This is a genomic window from Methylobacterium sp. J-067, from assembly GCF_022829465.1.
GTDB classification, from domain to species: domain Bacteria; phylum Pseudomonadota; class Alphaproteobacteria; order Rhizobiales; family Beijerinckiaceae; genus Methylobacterium; species Methylobacterium litchii.
Map to the genome: position 1 here is coordinate 42,276 of NZ_JAKSXZ010000059.1, position 17,852 is coordinate 60,127.

Genomic DNA, 17,852 nt, shown 5'->3' on the forward strand with positions numbered 1-17,852 from the left:
TACAGCCGACGTGTGAGGCCGGACGGCGATGGTATCCTGCTGAGCGATCCTGGTGCGGCCAAAAGGTATGGCACCTGATTGCCTGCCGAACACATCGTCGCGAACACGGGGGAACGCGATCAGCAGCTCACTATGAACGTGAGAGATGCCAGTGGGGGCATGCTGTTCCGGCTGACCATGGAGATGCATGTGGAGATGGCCGCCGCCGGTGGAAAAGTCGCTGACTATGAAATGAACGTACACACTCGAATATTACGTCCTGTCGAAGGTCAACCATGGATTATAACCTATGTAAATTTCGCAAAAATCGGCAAAATATTACGAGCGAGATGCGATTATAGGCAGGAACATCTCCTTGCTGACGCGGTTTGCCGATCAAGATCCTCCCAAGGATCTCCGAGAGTGACACAGGGAGTTTGAGATGAACGCCAGAACTTTTCGCATGCCTTTGATCGCTGTGGCTGTGCTTCTTGGAAGCGCTAGCTTTGCTATCGCACAGGGCGGTGCGGCAGGCGGTGGAGCTGGTGGTGCAGGCACCGGTGGGGGCGCCGGCATGAGCGGCGGCTCTATGGGAACAGGCGGTTCGATGGGTGCGGGTGGCGGATCCGGCACCGGCATGAGCACGGGCGGTCAGATGAACAACGGGACCGGCACGGGTGGCCGCATGGGGACGGGCAACTCCGGCTCAATGGGAACCGGCTCGGCCGGGAGTTCCGGCTCGATGGGCAACGGAACGGGTGGCTCTTCGGGCACCATGGGTCGCTGATAGCGTCTCACCCCGCCATCCGTCGCAAAATGGGTGGCGGGGCTCTTCTGCCCTACGCAGGTTTGGCAGTTAGCTATCGACGACCTGTGCCTATCTCTTCCCAATCATAGAGTTTATTTGCCGCACACCTCCCCCGATGCGGTGCATAGCTCGTACCGAAACCCGCTGTTCGGTGGTCAGTTCTCTCTCCGGGATGCTGTCAAGTAGCGCCCGATACCAGCCGTCTGAGGGGGCGTGCTCGTCTCGGGATATGAAACCATGCTGTGCAGAACCGTCGTACCGTTCCTTCTCGCCATAAGCATCGCGACACCCGTCCTGGCCGAACCCGGTGCCATGGGTGAGCCGAAAATGCTGATCCATGGCAACTACTGCGGCCCTGGCAACAACGCCCCACTTCCGTCGATCGACGCCCTCGACGCAGCCTGCGCTCGGCACGACGCCTGCACGCCGAACGGCGGGATGCCGTCTCGCGCTTGCAACGTCCGCCTGCAGCGAGAGGCTGACGCGGTCTCGCGTGATCAGAAGCAGCCTTCTGATGTGAGGGCGATGGCTGGCTTCGTCGCGGCAGGGGCAGCCATGCTTCAGATTGCCGACGAACCCGGTCGCAACCTGACCATGATGCATCCAGGTGTGAGGCCGTAGCCTTCCGCAAAGCAGGGCGCCCTAATCTCCACGTACACGGCGTGGGAACCGTCGCTGCCCAGCGGGCCATCCCCGCCCGACATCACGACCGATCGGAGATACCGGCATGCCCTTCCTCGCGGCTAAGGATGGAGCGCAACTCTTCTACAAGGATTGGGGTAGCGGTCGGCCGGTCGTGCTGATCCATGGTTGGCCGCTGGATGCGGACATGTGGGAGTTCCAGCAGCCGGCGCTCACCGAGGCGGGATTGCGCACGATCGCCTACGATCGGCGCGGCTTTGGCCGTTCGGATCAGACCTGGGGTGGCTACGACTACGATACTTTCGCCGACGACCTGAAGGCGGTGCTTGACGCCCTCGACCTGCAGGACGTCGCTCTCATCGGCTTCTCGATGGGTGGAGGCGAGATCGCCCGCTACATGAGCCGGCACGGCGGCGCCCGGGTCACCCGGACGGTGCTGGTCTCTGCGGTGACGCCGTACATGCTCAAGACCGCCGACAATCCCAAGGGCGTGGATCCGTCTGTGTTCGCGGGTATGATCGATGGATTGAAGAAAGACCGTCCGAATTTCATGGCGACCTTCTCCAAGACCTTCTTCGGGGTTGGAGTGCTCTCGTCGCCGGTCTCATCCGACCTGATCCAGTGGACCGGCAACCTCGCGATGCTCGCTTCGCCAAAGGCGACGATCGCTAGCGTGACCGCCTTCGGAGAGACTGATTTCCGCGCCGACATGAGCGCGTTCCACGTGCCGACCCTCGTCATCCACGGCGACGACGACCAGACCGTGCCGATCGACGTGTCGGGCAAGGCTACCGTAGCCGCGATCCCCAGCGCCAAGCTCGTGGTCTACGAAGGCGCCCCTCACGCGATCCCGTTAACCCATGCCGAGCGGCTGCACGGCGATCTCGTGGCATTCCTGAAGGGCTGACCCGCGGTCCGCTCGCCATTGCCATCACGATCCGAGGAACCATGACATCGAGCCCGATCCTTCAGCCCGTCACCATCGGCGACCTGACCCTCAAGAACCGCATCGTGATGGCGCCGCTGACCCGCAGTCTATCTTCGACCGCAGGCGTGCCGCCGGACTTCGCCGCCGACTATTACGGTCAACGCGCCAGCGCCGGCCTGATCGTCTCCGAGGCGACCATCATCTCGCCCCAGGCCGTAGGCTACGCCTACACGCCGGGGATCTGGTCGGATGACCAGGTCGCGGCCCGAACGCGCGTCGTCTCGACGGTCCTCATCAACGACGGATGCATTTTCCTCCAGCTCTGGCACACCAGCCGGATATCCCATCCCGACCTTCAGCCGTAGAGCGGGCTCCCGATCTCGGCCTCGGCGGTGAAGCCGGAGGGAACCGCTTTCATATTGGAGGAAAGTGAAGCCCCACGTCACCCCGCGGGCGTTGGAGACCGACGAGATCCCCGGCATCGTCGAGAATTACGGACGCTCGGCCGTGAACGCCAGGCGCGCCGGCTTCGACGGAGTCGAGATCCACTCGGCCAACAACTACCTGTTGGAGCAGTTCGTGCGAGACTCAACCAACAGGCGAACCGATCGTTACGGTTGCTCGCTCGCGAATCGTCTCCGCTTTCCGCTCGAAGTGGTCCGTGCGGTGACCGAGGCCTGGGACGGCGGGAGCCGCGTCGGCATCCGGCTGTCGCTCGCATCAACCGAACGACTAGGGCGGTCAGGGCTGCCAAACAGACTTCGCGCCCAAGACGGCGAACACGAGGTGTGGAACAATGCCAGGGAACCGGCGACTTTTCGAGGATGGGTTACATCTGCTCCACGGAGCGCATCGGCAGGGAGCGGCACAGGCGAAGCGCAACGACAAGACGGCTACGCTGCCGAAGCTGAAACAGATGCTGGAGGCTGGATCGAAGCAGAACATCGTTCAGCTAAAGCGGTTGGATGAGGTCTTTGACTCAATCGGCGTCAGGCCCGACCCCAGAAACGATCTCGCCATGCAGGGCATCTGCGATCTCAACGAAGCGGAAATAGCCAAGCACGGGAACGCCGCCGACCGCGACCTCATCAACATCGAGTACGGTCAAGTTGCGGCGCATTTCTACATCGCCCGGTATGGCACGCTGCGTCGCGCCGCACAGGCGCTCGAACACGCCAAAGCAGTCAAGCTCTTAGACCGCACGCTCGTTGAGACCCGTGCGATTGATCGCGCCTTCACGCAACTTTACGATCACCTGCTGGCACGCCGCACTTCGACCCGCTATCCGGGCGAGACCGCGCTCGCCACCACGGCGGCCATGCACCCCGGCCTTACGGTCGGGCTGGCGTTTGGCGGTGTGCTGGCCGCGGTCGCGCTCTTGGAAGCGGAGCGATCCAAGCGACGTTGAAAGGCGGGCGGACGAGGCGCACCTCCTACGCCGGGTCTGCCGTCGTCTGCTTATGGGGACGAACGAATGTGTCTCAAATGACCGAGACGGGCGCAAGGTCGAACGTCAACTCTATGGCTACCGGTCAACTTCCGTTCGCCACCCGGAGCCGACCTTACCCGAAAGCCTAACGAACGGCTGCTTTGTGGAAGCGCAGAAAAATCGTGGGCGGCCGAGTTGGGTCGGGTGCGGAACGGCGGCTCGGGGTGGAATGGAGCTGGTTCGCTCCTGGTGCACAAAAGTCGAAAGCGGACGCCATCCTCGCGCTCACCCGCGATCTCGAGCGCTTACGCGAGCTGGGGCATGAACATCGCGGCGACAGTGTAGAAAGCCTCTGCTCCAAAGAACCGGGCAAGGTCCCCAGCAGATGCGTCGGCGACGCGACACGACGCGGCAGGCGCTCAGACAGAATACCGACCAAAGCACCGCATCGGTGCGGGGCCGGTCATTCCTCTAATCCATGTTGCAGCTGGCTTCCCAAAATGACGAGATAAGCATGCTGGATCGGATCATCCTGACCGCGCAAGGATTTACATGACGCCGACCCTGAAGCCTCTCGCCGAGCAGACCGTCGTCATCACTGGTGCCTCCTCCGGCATCGGCCTCGCAACCGCACGCATGGCCGCCGATCGCGGCGCCCGCGTCATCTTGGCCGCACGCAGCGACGGTGCGCTCCAGCAACTCGCCGACGAAATCAAAAGCAAGGGCGGACGGGCACACGTCGTGGTGGCCGATGTCTGCAAACCGGAGGATCTGACCCGTATCGCCGAAGAGGCGTGCACGACGTTTGGCGGCTTCGACACTTGGGTGAACAACGCCGGCATTGGCCTGTACGGACGCTTGGAGGAGGTCTCCCTCGCAGACATGCGCAAACTGTTCGAAACCAACTTCTGGGGCGAGGTCTATGGCTCGCTGGAGGCGGTGAAGCACCTCAAGAAGCACGGCGGCGCGCTGATCAACGTCGGCAGTGAGGTCTCGGAACGGGCAGTGCCGCTTCAGGGGATGTACTCCGCTTCGAAACACGCGGTGAAGGGTTTTACCGACGCGCTACGCATGGAGTTGCAGAATGAGGGCGCGCCGGTCTCGGTGACGCTGATCAAGCCCGGACAGATCGACACGCCGTTCACGGTCAATGCCAAGAACTACCTCGACAGCGAGCCGCACCATGTGCCGCCGGTCTACGCACCAGGTGTCGTGGCCGAGGCGATCCTCTCGGCTGCCGAGAAGCCGGAGCGCGACGTCTATGTCGGCGGCGGCGCCAAGGTGATGGCGGAGGTCGCGCATCTAGCGCCCAGCCTGACCGATCGAGGCATGAACGCGAAGATCATCCCGGATACGCCGAGTGGTCGTCCACTGCAGCGCAGCCGTGACCGCAGCGGACTGGATGAGGCGACCGAGATGTTAAGCGAGCGCGGCAATTATGAGGGTCGCGTTCTCGAGACGAGCCTTTACACCAAGGCGGCGCTCAACCCGTTGCTGACGAGTGCAGCCGTCGTCGGCGCCGGGCTGGTGCTCGGGGCGATCGTCAAAGCGTTGCCGCACCGTCCCGTGAATATAACTGGATCGGCGGGGAGCACCACGGCCAAGGCGCTGCACATCCATCTCGAGGCCAAGGCCGGACATGAGGCGGAGGTTGAGACCCTGCTCCGGGACATCCTTGCTTGCGTCCGACGGGAGCGGGCGACCGCGCCGTGGTACGGTGTCCGGCTCAGCCACTCCACTTTCGGCATCTTCGAAGCTTTTCCCGACGAGGCCGGCCGCGAGGCGCACCTGACAGGTGAGGGAGCAGAGATTCTGATGAAACGGTCGAACGCGCTTCTCAAGGCGCCGGCGCGTCTCGACAAGCTCGACGTCCTGCTGAGCAAACCGGTCTGACCGACGTCATAACCCATCGGACTTTGTTTTAGCATACCGTCATGTCCCTGCATTTTGAACGCCTGGGCACGGGTCGGCCCCTGCTGATGGTCCATGGGCCGGGGGCCAATCTGCGCACCTAGGATTCTCTCTTGACCGCATTGCGCGGCTCGCACGAACTGATCTTGGTCGACCTGCCGGGACATGGCAGATCGGCCCCACTCGAGGGCCCGCAGACAGTTGAGGCTCATGCGGACGCCCTCGCCAGCTTTGTGCAGTCGCAAGGCCTGGCGACATTGGACCTTGTCGGCAGTTCGGTGGGGGCCGGTTGGTGCTGGAGCTGGCGCGGCGCGGCATCGGTCGGCACTGCGTGGCGCTTGATCCCGGCGGTTTCTGGCGCGGGTGGGAAACACCCTGGTTTCACTCGATGCTCGCGGCGTCGATACGCCTGGTGCGGTTGCTGCGGCCATTCCATCCCGGTCTGTCGCGCCACGCTGTCACCCGCACGCTGCTCTTGGCCCAACTGTCGGCCCGTCCGTGGGTGCTGCCACCGCAGCTTGTCGTGGAAGAGCTGCCGAGCCTGGCGGCCACACCGGTGTTCGATGCGTTGCTGCGTGAGCTGGCACGCGGGCCGCTGCAGCAGGGTTCGGCAACGACCCCCGGCCGGGTCACCATAGGCTGGGGCCGCCAAGACCATCTTCTGCTGCCGCGTCAGGCTGCACGCGCCTGGGTGGCATTCCCGTCGGCCCATCTGCGCTGGTTCGAGCGCTGCGGCCACTTCCAGCATTGGGATCAGCCTGCCGAGACGGCGCGCGTAATCCTTGAAACGGTTTGGCAGGATGCGCATTGAACTGGCGTGTCACACAGCTGAGCCCGCGGACATCCGCGTGTCGTCAAGCATATCGGCCGAGCTTGCCGCCTCCGCTCCGCAACCGGTCGATGGTCCAGTCTTCCCTTACCATGAGGATGAAGCCGCGCTTCGAAGCCAACTCATAGCGCAGTCGAACTCAGGCAGACTTTCGACGGACGCAAGGTCATCCGGGAACAGTCCGCGGCCGTCCCTCGATATTCGGAGCGGGATCCCGTTTCCGATTCAATACGTCGAACCCCAAGTCTGCTTCGCTCTCTCCTGCCGCGATCCGCTTCAATTTTCCGATCACCGTGAGGACGATCATGACCTATCTCCGATATGCCCCCGACATCGAGAAGCCCGCGCCGGACGAGCAGGAGACCATCGACAGCATCATCGCCGGCATGACGCAGCAATCGCAGACGGTCGAGAAGCGGGAGCACCACGCGGTCCGGGCGAGCCATGCCAAGAGCTCGGCCTGCGTCACGGGCGAGTTGACGGTCGCGGCCGGTCTGCCGCCCGAACTGGCCCAAGGGATCTTCGCCAACCCCGGCACCCACCCCGTCGCGGTCCGTTTCGCGCAGGGTCCGGGCGAGACCCTTGGCGACCGCGTCTCGACCCATCGCGGCATGTCCATCAAGGTGTTCGACGTCCCTGGCGAGAAGCTACCCGGCCACCCCGTCGACACCCAGGATTTCGTGCTCGCGACCGGGACCACCTTTCCGTCTGGCACGGCGGCGGGATTCCTGCGCGACGGCACGGTCATCGGCAAGTCGACCGGCCTGCCGGAGGGCATCAAGAGCGCGGTGTCCTCGACCATGCGCAACCTCAACAAGGCGCTGCATGCCTTCGGCACGGAGAGCGCGCTCGCCGACTTCTTCGGCCATCCGTACAGCCATCCCCTGGCCGACAGCTACTTCAGCCAAGCGCCGGTCCGCTTCGGAGACTACGTGGCCAAGCTCGGTATCGTGTCGGCGACGGAAAGCCAGCGCGCCTTGTCCGAGTGGCGGCTCGATCCGCATCAGGACGAGGACGGCTTCCGCCACGCCACGGTCGCCTTCTTCCGGGAGAACGAGGTGGTGTTCGAGTTGAAGGCTCAGCTTTGGGCCGATGCCGAACGGCAACCCATTGAGGACGCCTCGGTCGACTGGCCGGTCTCGATCAGCCCCTACCGAACCGTGGCCACGCTGCGCCTGCCGCGCCAGGATGCCTACGCACCGGATCGCGTGCGCTACTTCGATGAGGTGATGACCTTCCGTCCGGCGCACAGCCTTGCGGCCCACCGGCCGCTTGGTTCGGTGATGCGGGCACGGCTGCAGGTGTACAGGGCGCTGAGCGATTTCCGCCACCGTGAGAACGGCGTGGCGGCGGAGGACACCACAGGCATCGACCGCATCCCGGCTTGAGGATCGGCGCGATCAGCACCTCGAAAGAATCGTGAAATCGGAAGGGCAGTCACATGAGCTTGCAGGGCAGGAAGATCGCGATCCTGATCGCACCGCGGGGGACGGAGGAGCCGGAGTTCACCAAGCCGAGGGAAGCCGTGACGCAGGCCGGAGCGAGCGTCACGGTCATCGGGCTGGAGAACGGCGAGGCGGAGACGGTCAATAACGACCTCGACCCCGCCGGCCGCTACGAAGTCGACATCGCCATTGGGGGCGCATCCGCCGCGGACTATGACGGGCTCGTCATTCCCGGCGGATGCGTCGGGGCCGACAAGCTCCGGGCGAGCAAGGAGGTCGTGGCCTTCGTCCGGGAATTCTTCGCCGCCGGCAAGCCGGTCGGGGTCATCTGCCACGGGCCCTGGACCCTGATCGAGGCGGACGTCGTGAAGGGCCGGACGCTGACCTCCTACCCCACGGTCCGCCGCGATATCGAGAACGCCGGTGGCACCTGAGTCGACGAGGAGGTCGTCTGCGATAAAGGGCTCGTTACAAGCCGTACTCCCAAGGATCTGCCGGCTTTCTGCGCCAAGATCGTGGAGGAGTTCGCCGAGGGCCGCCATCCCGACCAGGCCCGGAGCGACTGAGGAAGCGGGCAGCCAATGATTGGTTCTTAAGAGCCTTGGGCGGCCCGTGGGCCGCCCAAGGTCATGCCTTGACGACGTCCCGCGGCCGGGACGTCTTCGCGGATGTCCCGGTCATCCCTGGATGGCGCCGATCTGCTTCAGGATGCCGAGCTCGTCGGACGAGCCCCACCGTTCGACCATCTTGCCGTCGACGAAGCGACCGATCTGCATGCCGCGGACCTTGATGGCCTTCCCGGTCGGCTTGTGGCCGTTGAAGTCTCCCTGGTGCGTGCCGGTGAGCGTGTAGGCGAAGGCGACGCTGTCCCCTTCGGCGACGAGCTTCTTCACCTCGACCTGCATGTCGGGAAAGGCGGAGCGGAGCTGCGTGAAGAACGCTTGGTATCCCTCAGGACCCATGTGCTGGCCCGGCGCCGGGTCGTGGTCGTGGCAGTCCGGGGCGACGACCTCGGGGAAGGCGTTGAACTGGCCGGCGTTGACGAGTTCGCCGAACTTCTCGGTCGCCTGGATGCTGGTCTCGCGGGACATGATGTTCCTTGGGGCTCTGGGCTGGCAAAGGCGCGCCCGGCGCCTCGACGCACGGGAAACTCCCGCCACGGTGGGACGTTGCCGGCGCCACGCACGACAGGGTCGGGATGACCTCCGGGCATGACGTCGTCCATGAGGGTGGCGGTAGCCGACATGCCAGGCCGTCCGTCCCTAGGTGACGTTCACCCCCACCCGATGCCAGCAGGCGCATAGGTAGCCCTTGTGGTTCCAGGTCTCGTCCGGCAGTGCCGGCTGCGTCTGGCCCGCTTCGTCCCAGGCGCGCACGGCGAGCTCATGCTCGCCCGAAGGCAGCTCGAGGCTCGTGCTCCAGAACGTCCAGGCGAACGGAGCGTCCGCCTCGCGTTCGAGCTCGGCCTGCACCCAGGACCGGCCGCCGTTCCCTGAGACGTCGACGCGTACGACGGTTCGGTCGCCGCTTAACGCGTAGCCTCGGATCCTGTTGCCCCCCGGCTTGAGAATGGCCCCGCGTGCCGGCTCGCAGATCGCCGCGTTCAACGGCATCGCATCAATGGTGTACCCGTTGGCCGGATCGGCGGTTTCGGCGGTCACGTCCGCCGGGTACAGCTTGTAATCGCCGGCCTGGATCGGGTTGTCCGAGGGGTGGTCCTGGACGGTCAGTCGCCGGAGCCATTTGGGGCTGCGCACGCCGGCGAAGCCCGGCACCACCACGCGGACCGGAAAGCCGTGCTCCGGGAGCAGGGCTTCGCCGTTCATAGCGTAGGCCAGCAGGGTCTCGGGCGCCATGGCCTTGGCGAGCGGGATAGAGGCGCCGTAGGGATGGCCTTCCACCATGTCGTGGCTCTCGAAGGCGACATGGAGGCCCACGCGTTCGGCGACCCCCGCCTTGCGCAGGACGTCGCAGAGCCGCACCCCGGTCCATTCGGCGGTGCCGATGGCTATGGCGTCCCACGGGTCGCCCGAGACCGGGGCGACCGCCCGCATGTCGGCGCGGCGATTGCCGGCGCACTGCATCGTGGCCGTGACCATGGCTACCGGAAAGCGGGTCCGCAGATCGGATAGCGACAACTCAAGCCGGGGGCCGGTTCCGCCATCGACGGTGAGGCGCCAGGTCGCCTCGTCGAGGTCCGGCAGGTCGCCGTGCGTGCGGACGTAGAAGTCCTCCGCCGGTGTCTGGTAGGTGGCCCGCAATCGGTCGAGGGGCGGTTCGGCGTTGTAGGGCTGGTCGCCGTGGACGATCAGACGTGCCTTGCGCTCGGTCAGGCTCGACATCGGCGCTCCTGCGCGGGTGGGGTCACGGCAGTGAACGCGCCGGGGACCGTAAGGGTCATTCAGCGGCCCAGCGGACCGCCCTGGACGCGATCCTTAACCTGGCTTCGACGGTGAGGATTCGAACCTGGGCCGCAATCGTCGATGCACGTGGACGGGTGCTACGGCCCCCCCTGAAGGAGGCGGACTTCTCGAAGGCAGCTCTGTTCGCCAGCGCGATCCTTTTCGGGCGAGCGTGACCTCGCCCCCAACCGAAGAACCTCGATGAAGGCACTGTGCTGGCACGGCGAGGGCGACACCCGCTGCGACACGGTTCGGATCGTCCAAATAAATGGCAGTTTTTGAGTCGTATAACGACGGTTCTAAATAACGTATGCCCATATGAAAGCACTGCACCCAGAACATAGCATGACGTCTCACTTGGTCCATTTGGGCAATTTTCAAGGCATGGGGAACAGCCTCTGTTTGGAACGGTTGTTAAGTCAGGCGAGACCCAGCCTGGGTCCGAAATCGACCGACCATCGGTCGCGGTGCCGCTTCTCCCGACGCTCCAGCATCGGCCGCCGCATCACCCATTCGACCTGGTCTTCCGGGTCTGATCCAGCACAGGATGCCTCCCATGGCCACAGCGAGCGGTTCTGCCCGCCCCGCCACCACCTTCGACATCACCCTGACGATCAACGGCGAGACGCGGAAGATCGCTGTCGCGCCCTGGACCACGCTGCTGGATTTGCTGCGCGAGCGGCTCGACCTCACGGGCACGAAGAAGGGCTGCGATCACGGCCAGTGCGGCGCCTGCACCGTCCTCGTGGACGGGATGCGGGTGAATTCCTGTCTCGTCCTCGCGGTGATGAAGGACGGCGCTGAGATCACGACGGTGGAGGGATTGGCGGGACTCGCCCATCAGAAGGGCACCAACACGCTCCATCCGATCCAGGAAGCGTTCGTCGAGCACGACGCCTTTCAGTGCGGGTACTGCACTCCGGGTCAGCTCTGCTCCTCGGTCGGCCTGATGAACGAGGGCCACGCCAAGAGCCGGGACGAAATCCGCGAGGCGATGAGCGGCAACATCTGTCGCTGCGGCGCCTACACCAATATCGTCGACGCGATCCAGGACGTCATGCAGGAGGCCGGCCGATGAACCGTTTCGACTACGTCCGCGCAGGCACCGTGGCCGAGGCGATCCAGGCGTTCCAGGCCGATCCCAAGGCGCGCTTCATCGCCGGTGGCACCAACCTCGTCGACCTGATGAAGTACGATGTCGAGCGGCCCGAGCGGCTGATCGACATCACTCGTCTGCCGTTGACTGCCATCGATGCGCACGAAGGCGGGCTGCGCGTCGGCGCGCTGGTGACGAACGCTGCGGCGGCCTACGACCCGCGGGTTCGGGAACGCTATCCGATACTGGCCAACGCGATCCTGGCCGGGGCCTCGGCCCAGCTGCGAAACGCGGCCTCTACCGGCGGCAACCTCAACCAGCGCACGCGCTGCTACTATTTCTATGACACGGCCACACCCTGCAACAAGCGCGAGCCCGGCTCCGGCTGCTCCGCGGTCGGCGGCGTCAACCGCATCCACGCGATCTTCGGGACAAGCGAGTACTGCATCGCGACGCACCCCTCCGACATGTGCGTCGCGCTCGCGGCGTTGGAGGCTACCGTGCAAGTGAGCGGGCCTGAGGGCGAACGGAGCATCGCGTTCGCGGACTATCATCGCCTCCCCGGCGACGACCCGGCCAAGGACAACACGCTCCAACCCGGCGAAATCGTCGTGTCCGTCGATCTGCCGGAGAACGGGTTCGCAACGAACTACACCTACCTCAAGCTGCGCGACCGGCTCTCCTACGCGTTCGCGCTGGTCTCGGTCGCCGCCGTGCTCGATCTCGACGGCGATAGCGTGAAGACCGTGCGTTTCGCGCTCGGTGGCGTCGCGCACAAACCTTGGCGCAACCGGGACGCCGAGGCGTTTCTGCAGGGCAAGCCGGCGACCCGCGAAAGCTTCCGGGCCGCCGCCGACCTCGTCGTCGCGGAGGCCGTGCCCCAATCCGAGAACGGCTTCAAGGTCGAGCTGGCGCGGCGAGCCATCGTCCGGGGCCTCGAACAGGCCGCCGCCGGCACGCCGCAATCGCTCTCCGACAAGCGCATCCAGTAAGGTCCATCCGCATGACCCAGACGTTCAGCTCCACGGGCCGCGACACCTACGTCGGCAGCGCCCGCTCCCGTGTCGACGGCCCTGCCAAGGTCACCGGGCTGGCCAAGTACGCGGGTGAGTTCGCCGCCGCGGACCTCGCGCACGGCTACGTCGTGTCGAGTGCCATCGCCAGCGGGAGGATCACGTCGATTGACACCTCGGCGGCCGAGGCGGTGCCCGGCGTGGTCAAGGTCATCACGCACGAGAACCGCGAGCGCACCGCCTGGCGCGACAAGAACTATCAGGACGCGGTGGCGCCTCCCGGCTCGCCCTTCCGCGCGCTCTACGACAATAAGATCCACTTCAGCGGCCAGCCGGTGGCGCTCGTCGTGGCGGAGGATTTCGAGACGGCTCGCTACGCCGCGACCCTGGTTTCGGTCTCCTACAAGGCGGAGACACCACTCACCGACCCGGCGCAGGCGCGCGAATTCGGCTACGTGCCGCCGGTGAAGCGCAGTGGTATCAAGCCGCCGCCGAAGCCCTGGGGCGATGCCGAAGGAGCCTACGAGGGGTCGGCGATCAAGCTGCGGCAGGATTACCGGCTCGCAATCGAGCATCACAACCCGATGGAGCCACACGCCTCCACCGTCGTCTACGAGGGCGACGGCAAGTACACGGTTTACGATAAGATCCAGGGCGTCTCGAACAGCCACGACTACATCACCGCCGTGTTCGGCCTGAAGAAGGATGATGTGCGGGTGCTGAACCCGTATCTCGGCGGCGGCTTCGGCTTGGGGCTGCGCCCGCAATACCAGCTTTTCCTAGCGATGCTCGCCGCGCGGGACCTCGAACGGTCGGTGCGCGTGGTGCTCACCCGCGATCAGATGTGGAGCCTCAGCTACCGCCCCGACGCACTCCAGACCGTCTCGCTCGGCGCTGACGAGGACGGCACCCTGCGATCTCTCCGACACGACGCGCTGGGAGGAACCTCGCGTTACGAGGACTACCAAGAGGTGGTCGTGAATTGGTCGGGCGTGCTCTACAAATGCGACAACGTCGCCTTGACCTACAAGCTCGCGCAACTCGACACCGCCACGCCGAGCGACATGCGCGCGCCGGGCGCCACGACAGGCGTCTTCGCCATCGAGATCGCGATGGACGAACTCGCCTACGAGACCGGCATCGATCCGGTCACGCTTCGGCTGCGCAACTTTTCGAACACGGACGCGACCGCGGACGGCAAGCCCTTCGGCTCCAAGGAGCTTAAGAGTTGCTTTACGCAAGGCGCCGAGCGCTTCGGCTGGGATAGGCGCGACCCCACGCCTCGCTCGATGCGAGAAGGCAGGGAACTCGTAGGCTGGGGCATGGCGACCGGCGTGTGGGAATCGATGATGATGCAATCGAGCGCCCAGGCCATCCTCACCGCCGACGGCAAGCTCGAAGTCGGCAACTCGACGGGCGATCTCGGCACCGGCACCTACACCATCCTGACCCAGATCGCCGCCGACACGCTCGGCCTGACCATGGAGGACGTGACGACGAAGCTCGGCGACACGCGCCTTCCCGAAGCGCCCGTCGCCGGTGGCTCGTGGACGGCGGCCTCGTCCGGCACAGCCGTGATGAAGGCCTGTCGCAACGTCGGCGAGCAGGTCTTCAGGATGGCCCGGCAGATGGAGAACTCGCCGCTCGCCAACGTCGAATTCGACCGCGTCGCCTTCACGAACGGCCGCATGGAGGTCGCCGGGAATTCATCGCGCAGCGTCTCGCTCGTGGAGGCCCTCAAGGCCGCAGGCGTCGAGAAGGTGGAGGCGACCGAAACGGCCGGCCCCGACAAGGACTTCAACGACGCCTACGAAGCCTACACCCACTCCGCGGTGTTCGTTGAGGTGAAGGTCGACGAGGATTTGGGGCAGGTGCGCGTGACCCGGGTCGTTTCGGCAATCGCGGCGGGCAAGATCCTCAACCTGAAGACGGCACGCAGCCAGATCCTGGGCGGCGTGGTCATGGGTATCGGCTCGGCGTTGGAGGAGGAGTCAATGATGGACCACCGGATTGGGCGGTTCATGAACCACAATCTCGGCGAGTACCACGTGCCGGTGAACGCCGACGTCTACGACATCGACGTGATCTTCGTGGAAGAAGAGGACAAGGCCAACGCGCTGGGCGTGAAGGGTCTCGGCGAGATAGGCATCGTCGGCACGGCGGCAGCCATTTCCAACGCGGTGTTTCACGCGACCGGTAAGCGCGTCCGCAACCTACCGATCACCGTGGATAAGCTGCTGTAGACGGGCGGCCGTTCCCGACTTCGGCGCTGGCATCGCAAAGCCGCAGGGGCGCCCTCGGATACGGTCATACCGCTCGATCTGACTGCGGCATCCTGGATGCAGCATGGCCGGGCGGCGTCCAGCGTCCGTACCTTCCGGGGAGCCTCGACGAAGGCAAACACCAGATCGCGGACGTGCCTCTCGGCTTGTCCCGCTGAGTTGTCAGGTCTTTGATCGACGGCTCTGTAGATGTCGCCGCCCACTTCCACCGTGCCGACGAGGCACTCTGCGCCGCGAAGGCCGGTGGCCGGAACCGAATGGAGTGCGCTCGACGCATCAATGCCGGGCGCATCGGCAGGCTCAACCCTTGTCCCCGCGCAGAATGGGTTAACCCTGCGGAACGCCGCGGGATGAGCGCGACCAGGGCGACCCACGGTTGGTATGCTCGATTGGACGAACGGCGCGTTGGCTTTCGGACCGGACCATCGTTTCCCGTGCCCCGGAGGCGCGTTTTCCGGGACGTTTCTCGTGCCCTACCAGAAAAAAGTTGAGTCCCGTCCAGGGGATCGATGGTTTGGACGGGCCGTTATGAGCGGTCGGGTCTATCCCTATCAATCAGGTCGCGTGACCCGTGAAATGACAGCCGAAGACCGATGGATAAGCGCCGTTTCTGGGCGCCCGGATAGAACCTCCTGATGACTGAGTTGGGTGGATTGCAGATGGTCCGCTTCTCAATCAACTCGCTTGAGAAGCGGACGCTCTATTGTGCAAATCAACGGCCGGAGCCTATAGCCTTCGCAATTAAGCCGCGCGCACCGTCGCGAGGAAGCGTCCCACCTCGGCCGTGAGGTGCTCGGATTGCCGCGAGAGTTCAGAGGCCGCACCCAGCACTTGGCTGGCCGCTGCGCCTGTCTCCTCGGCCGCGCTCGCTACCCCAGAGATGTTGTTCGTGACCTCGCCGGTACCCATAGCGGCCTGAGAGACGTTGCGGACGATCTCCTGGGTGGCCGCCCCCTGCTCCTCTACCGCCGCCGCGATCGACGTCGCCACGCCGCTGATCTCGCGTATCCGCCCGGTGATGCCGCTGATCGATGACACGGCTTGACCCGTCGACGCCTGTATCTGCGCGATCTGTCCCGAAATCTCATTCGTCGCCTTGGCCGTCTGCTCAGCAAGCGCCTTCACCTCAGAGGCGACCACTGCAAAGCCTTTGCCAGCGGCCCCCGCTCGTGCCGCCTCGATGGTGGCGTTGAGCGCCAGAAGGTTCGTCTGGCCAGCGATGTTCGAGATGAGTCCGACCACGTCCCCGATCCGGGACACGGCGGCACTGAGCTCCGTCACCAGAGCACCTGTCTGATCGGCTTCATGCACGGCACGTTGCGCCAGTTCGGCCGAACCTGCCACTTGGCGGCCGATCTCCTGGACCGACGAACCGAGTTCCTCAGCGGCCGCAGCAACGGTGCTGACGTTGGAGGCAGCTTCCTCTGCGGCCGCGGCCACGGTGGTGGACTGACTGGCGGTCTCTGTCGCCGTGGCGGTCATGGTCTGCGCGGTGGCCTGCAGTTCGGTTGCCGACGAAGACACCGTGCCGATGATCCCACCAACTGCAGCCTCGAAGCTGTCGGCCATCTGCCGCATGCCGGTCTTCCGCTGCTCCTCGGCTGCCAGCCGTGCCTGTGCAGTCTCGTCCTCCAGCGCCTTCATGCGGATCAAACCAGTCTTGAACACCTGAACGGCATTCGCGATCGTTCCGATTTCCGTCTTCTGGTTCTGATTGGGGATCACGACGGTGAGGTCGCCATTGGCAAGCACCTGCATTGGTCGCACGACCGAGTCGATGCCGCGCGAGATGCTGATGATGATCAAGATGGCCAAAGCGATCGCGAGGAACGCGGCGACAAGGCCAGCGCCGATGAGCATCCCGTGTGTCTGAGTGTACGTCGCTTGGCTGTCGCGTGCAGCTTGCTCCGCACCGTCTTGGTTGAGCTTGATGATCTTATCGAGCGCGACCGAAGCGTTCCGCCGCGGGGTGACGACCTGAGCTTCGTAGAGTTTGAGGGCCTGCGCCTTCTCTCCCTTGCGAGATAGCGCGACGATCGGCTCGACGGCAGCTGCAAGGGCGCGCCACTCCCGATCGAACGCCTCATAGAGTGCGCGTTCTTCCGCCGAGCTGATCAGCTTTTCGTAGCTTTTCGTTGCCGCCTGAATCTTCCTGCCACGATCGACGAGATCGTTATCGACGCTGGCCAGCATCTGCGGCTCATCCGTCAAGATGTGGCGAAGCAGGCTGGTCGTATACCGACCTGTTAGAGAGTCGATCTGGCTCGCGGCCCGCACGCTGGGAAGCCAATTGGTTTCGACATCGATCAGCAGGCCGTTGAGTGTTGATGCGCTGCGAACTCCAATCATGCTGAGGCCGCCGAGGAACAGCAATAGAACTGTAAATGCCGCAACCAACTTGCTGCGTATAGACATTGATGGAAGTGACACGGCCGACCTCAATGGCAGCCATTCAGAGGAACATCCAGGAGGCTACCCGCGCGAAATCTACACGAGAATAGTTAATCGGAGCCTTAGCGTCGCCTGGCCGCAACTCCACGCTGGAACTACATGGATCGGACTAGAAGCCAACCGCACATTTGGGGCGGAGGCAAGGGATCGGGCTTAGACCGCTCGAATGAGGCGAGCGAGATGAATGGCCGGTAATGGCTGCTTATGGGAAACGCAGATGGATATCAGGGTGACTGCGTTGGGTCGATAGGAGGCCGTCCGCTTTCCCAGCTGACCCACTCCAAAGCAGCCATTCTGCTTTCGGCCAACTTCGGTCGCGTTGGCAGACGCCGCTGAACGGCTGGGTTGGGTGGAAAGCAGCTCGTCCGCTTCTGCATCGACGGGGAGCAGAAGCGGACCGCTACGCACCAACAGGCTCGGCCCAACGCGGGCGCGGCGGTAATGCCGATGCCGGTGAAGCCCGAATCCTGGAGGGTAGCAGGTGAGCCGATGGGATCAGCCCTGCAGGTGGCGAGGGGCACCACGAATAAGAGGGCGACCGCCGACGGACGGGGCCGGAGACCGGACGGCCCCGACAGGCTCGTGACGAAACGGCCACCATGTGGCGCGGGCACGGCCGCATGACTGACTCCCAGAC

At 64.6% G+C, this 17,852-nt stretch carries 13 protein-coding genes and 2 pseudogenes; 12 read left to right on the forward strand and 3 right to left on the reverse strand.

The annotated features are described in order from the left end of the window. Positions 1-1,024 precede the first annotated feature (1,024 nt). The 9 genes and pseudogenes from MKK52_RS06700 to MKK52_RS06735 all read left to right on the forward strand — a co-directional run bounded on the left by MKK52_RS06700 (position 1,025) and on the right by MKK52_RS06735 (position 8,537). Positions 1,025-1,408 carry a hypothetical protein gene (locus MKK52_RS06700; protein WP_243953045.1) on the forward strand — a complete coding sequence of 128 codons (384 nt, stop codon included), beginning with the start codon at positions 1,025-1,027 and terminating at the stop codon, positions 1,406-1,408. Between the two features lie 106 nt (positions 1,409-1,514). After that, positions 1,515-2,336: an alpha/beta fold hydrolase gene (locus MKK52_RS06705; RefSeq protein WP_243953046.1), complete on the forward strand. Its 822-nt coding sequence runs from the start codon at positions 1,515-1,517 to the stop codon at positions 2,334-2,336. 41 nt (positions 2,337-2,377) lie between these two features. After that, a complete protein-coding gene (locus MKK52_RS26880; RefSeq protein ID WP_279597671.1) occupies positions 2,378-2,722 on the forward strand; it encodes a hypothetical protein in 345 nt (114 codons plus the stop codon). A gap of 64 nt (positions 2,723-2,786) precedes the next feature. After that, positions 2,787-3,026: pseudogene (locus MKK52_RS26885) on the forward strand (alkene reductase); the annotation flags it as partial. A gap of 127 nt (positions 3,027-3,153) precedes the next feature. Beyond that, positions 3,154-3,765, forward strand: coding sequence for a DUF892 family protein (locus tag MKK52_RS06715; RefSeq protein ID WP_243953047.1), 612 nt, complete (start codon positions 3,154-3,156; stop codon positions 3,763-3,765). Between the two features lie 573 nt (positions 3,766-4,338). Beyond that, positions 4,339-5,679: an SDR family oxidoreductase gene (locus MKK52_RS06720; protein ID WP_313898730.1), complete on the forward strand. Its 1,341-nt coding sequence runs from the start codon at positions 4,339-4,341 to the stop codon at positions 5,677-5,679. Between the two features lie 310 nt (positions 5,680-5,989). Next, positions 5,990-6,508, forward strand: coding sequence for an alpha/beta fold hydrolase (locus MKK52_RS06725; RefSeq protein ID WP_409564627.1), 519 nt, complete (start codon positions 5,990-5,992; stop codon positions 6,506-6,508). Between the two features lie 323 nt (positions 6,509-6,831). Further along, a complete protein-coding gene (locus tag MKK52_RS06730; protein ID WP_243953049.1) occupies positions 6,832-7,914 on the forward strand; it encodes a catalase family protein in 1,083 nt (360 codons plus the stop codon). Positions 7,915-7,967: 53 nt separating this feature from the next. Next, positions 7,968-8,537: pseudogene (locus MKK52_RS06735) on the forward strand (type 1 glutamine amidotransferase domain-containing protein). 111 nt (positions 8,538-8,648) lie between these two features. Here MKK52_RS06735 and MKK52_RS06740 read toward each other — a convergent pair. Together MKK52_RS06740 and MKK52_RS06745 are read right to left on the reverse strand one after the other, a co-directional pair. Continuing rightward, positions 8,649-9,062 carry an ester cyclase gene (locus MKK52_RS06740; protein WP_243953050.1) on the reverse strand — a complete coding sequence of 138 codons (414 nt, stop codon included), beginning with the start codon at positions 9,060-9,062 and terminating at the stop codon, positions 8,649-8,651. Between the two features lie 171 nt (positions 9,063-9,233). Beyond that, positions 9,234-10,313, reverse strand: coding sequence for a molybdopterin-dependent oxidoreductase (locus MKK52_RS06745; RefSeq protein ID WP_243953051.1), 1,080 nt, complete (start codon positions 10,311-10,313; stop codon positions 9,234-9,236). A 616-nt stretch (positions 10,314-10,929) separates the two neighbouring features. On the opposite strand from MKK52_RS06745, the gene MKK52_RS06750 reads away from it, so the two are divergent. From MKK52_RS06750 to MKK52_RS06760, 3 genes are read left to right on the forward strand one after another with little or no spacing between them, the layout of a single operon-like run. Continuing rightward, positions 10,930-11,451, forward strand: a complete 522-nt coding sequence (locus tag MKK52_RS06750; protein ID WP_243953052.1) for a (2Fe-2S)-binding protein — start codon at positions 10,930-10,932, stop codon at positions 11,449-11,451. Beyond that, positions 11,448-12,461 carry an FAD binding domain-containing protein gene (locus tag MKK52_RS06755; protein ID WP_243953053.1) on the forward strand — a complete coding sequence of 338 codons (1,014 nt, stop codon included), beginning with the start codon at positions 11,448-11,450 and terminating at the stop codon, positions 12,459-12,461. Before MKK52_RS06750 ends, MKK52_RS06755 begins: the two co-directional genes overlap by 4 nt. 11 nt (positions 12,462-12,472) lie before the next feature. Continuing rightward, a complete protein-coding gene (locus MKK52_RS06760; protein WP_243953054.1) occupies positions 12,473-14,725 on the forward strand; it encodes a xanthine dehydrogenase family protein molybdopterin-binding subunit in 2,253 nt (750 codons plus the stop codon). 780 nt (positions 14,726-15,505) lie between these two features. Here MKK52_RS06760 and MKK52_RS06765 read toward each other — a convergent pair. Then, on the reverse strand, positions 15,506-17,194 hold the full coding sequence (locus tag MKK52_RS06765) for a methyl-accepting chemotaxis protein (RefSeq protein WP_243953055.1): 1,689 nt from the start codon (positions 17,192-17,194) through the stop codon (positions 15,506-15,508). Positions 17,195-17,852 lie beyond the last annotated feature (658 nt).